Here is a 408-nt window from a genome sequence, read left to right on the forward strand (position 1 = left end):
TATTTTGATAGAATATATAGTGGGTGGGATTAATTTTAACATACGAGTTAATTTCATAATTTAGAGCCCTTGAGTCTCAAGGTATTCAAGGCACAAAAATGGAGCACCTCCCCAAATTCTGTATAATGGTAGTTACCACACTAACCTAACAGAGAGGTGAGATGCCCTATGTCCATTATACGACAACTAAGTCTATTTGACATGCATGAATTATATGAGATGGAGCCTTCCAATCATTTTGAGGCTGTCTTTTCAGCCCTTAATCTGAATCCTATCTGGGCTTTACTAGAAAAGCCCAATAAACTGGGTGCCCCAAGAGAGTTAAACTATGGCGCCATGGTCTATTCACTGATCGCTCGTGTGGTGGAGCGTATCGTGACAATGAAAGACCTCGTCAAACGGTTAAAA

General features: G+C 40.2%; 1 pseudogene. It reads left to right on the plus strand.

Annotated elements, in window-relative coordinates:
• Positions 1–168: 168 nt before the first annotated feature.
• Positions 169–408: pseudogene (locus G4V62_RS21120) on the plus strand (IS5/IS1182 family transposase); the annotation flags it as partial.

Source organism: Litoribacterium kuwaitense (assembly GCF_011058155.1).
Lineage (GTDB): Bacteria > Bacillota > Bacilli > Bacillales > DSM-28697 > Litoribacterium > Litoribacterium kuwaitense.